A 506-nucleotide genomic window follows, 5' to 3' on the forward strand; every position below is an offset into this window, starting at 1 on the left:
AAGCGCGCCTGATTGGCCTGTGCTGCTATAGGCGCCCCCAGACGCTGAAATCCGCCCACAAAGGCATTGTGTGGGGCATGTATGTGGCACCAGACTACCGGGGTAAGGGGATTTCCCTGCAATTGCTCAATCACACCATCTCACACGCTCGCTCGCGGGCGCACATACTATTGCTGAGCGTGACATCCTCCAATCTGGCAGCGTATCGCTTGTATCAAAAGGCCGGTTTTTGCCAATATGGACAGGAGCCGGATGCCATGAAGCTGGGCGACATCTACTACAGTGAACGCCTGATGTTCTTCCCTTTGCGTTAGCTACGCGTCTGCCAGAAACAGGGCAAACCTTGCCTAAGCGGAAAGAAGCGGCAAAAATAACCAGCAATGTTGTAAGCTGTATGTCCACATCACTGAGGATCCTGCGTGCCATCTTCTTTCTTTAAATCATTGGGTTTTGCCAGTAAGCGCGCTCCTGATGCCTTAAGCGGGAGCATCACTATCGCGCATTCT

1 protein-coding gene is annotated in these 506 nt (G+C 52.8%); it reads left to right on the forward strand.

The window, feature by feature from the left end; translation table 11 throughout:
* Nucleotides 1-314: GNAT family N-acetyltransferase (locus tag J5224_RS35430; RefSeq protein ID WP_264629441.1), on the forward strand; the 314-nt coding region annotated here is incomplete at its 5' end.
* Nucleotides 315-506: the final 192 nt, after the last annotated feature.

This window comes from Candidatus Symbiopectobacterium sp. NZEC135, assembly GCF_025962695.1.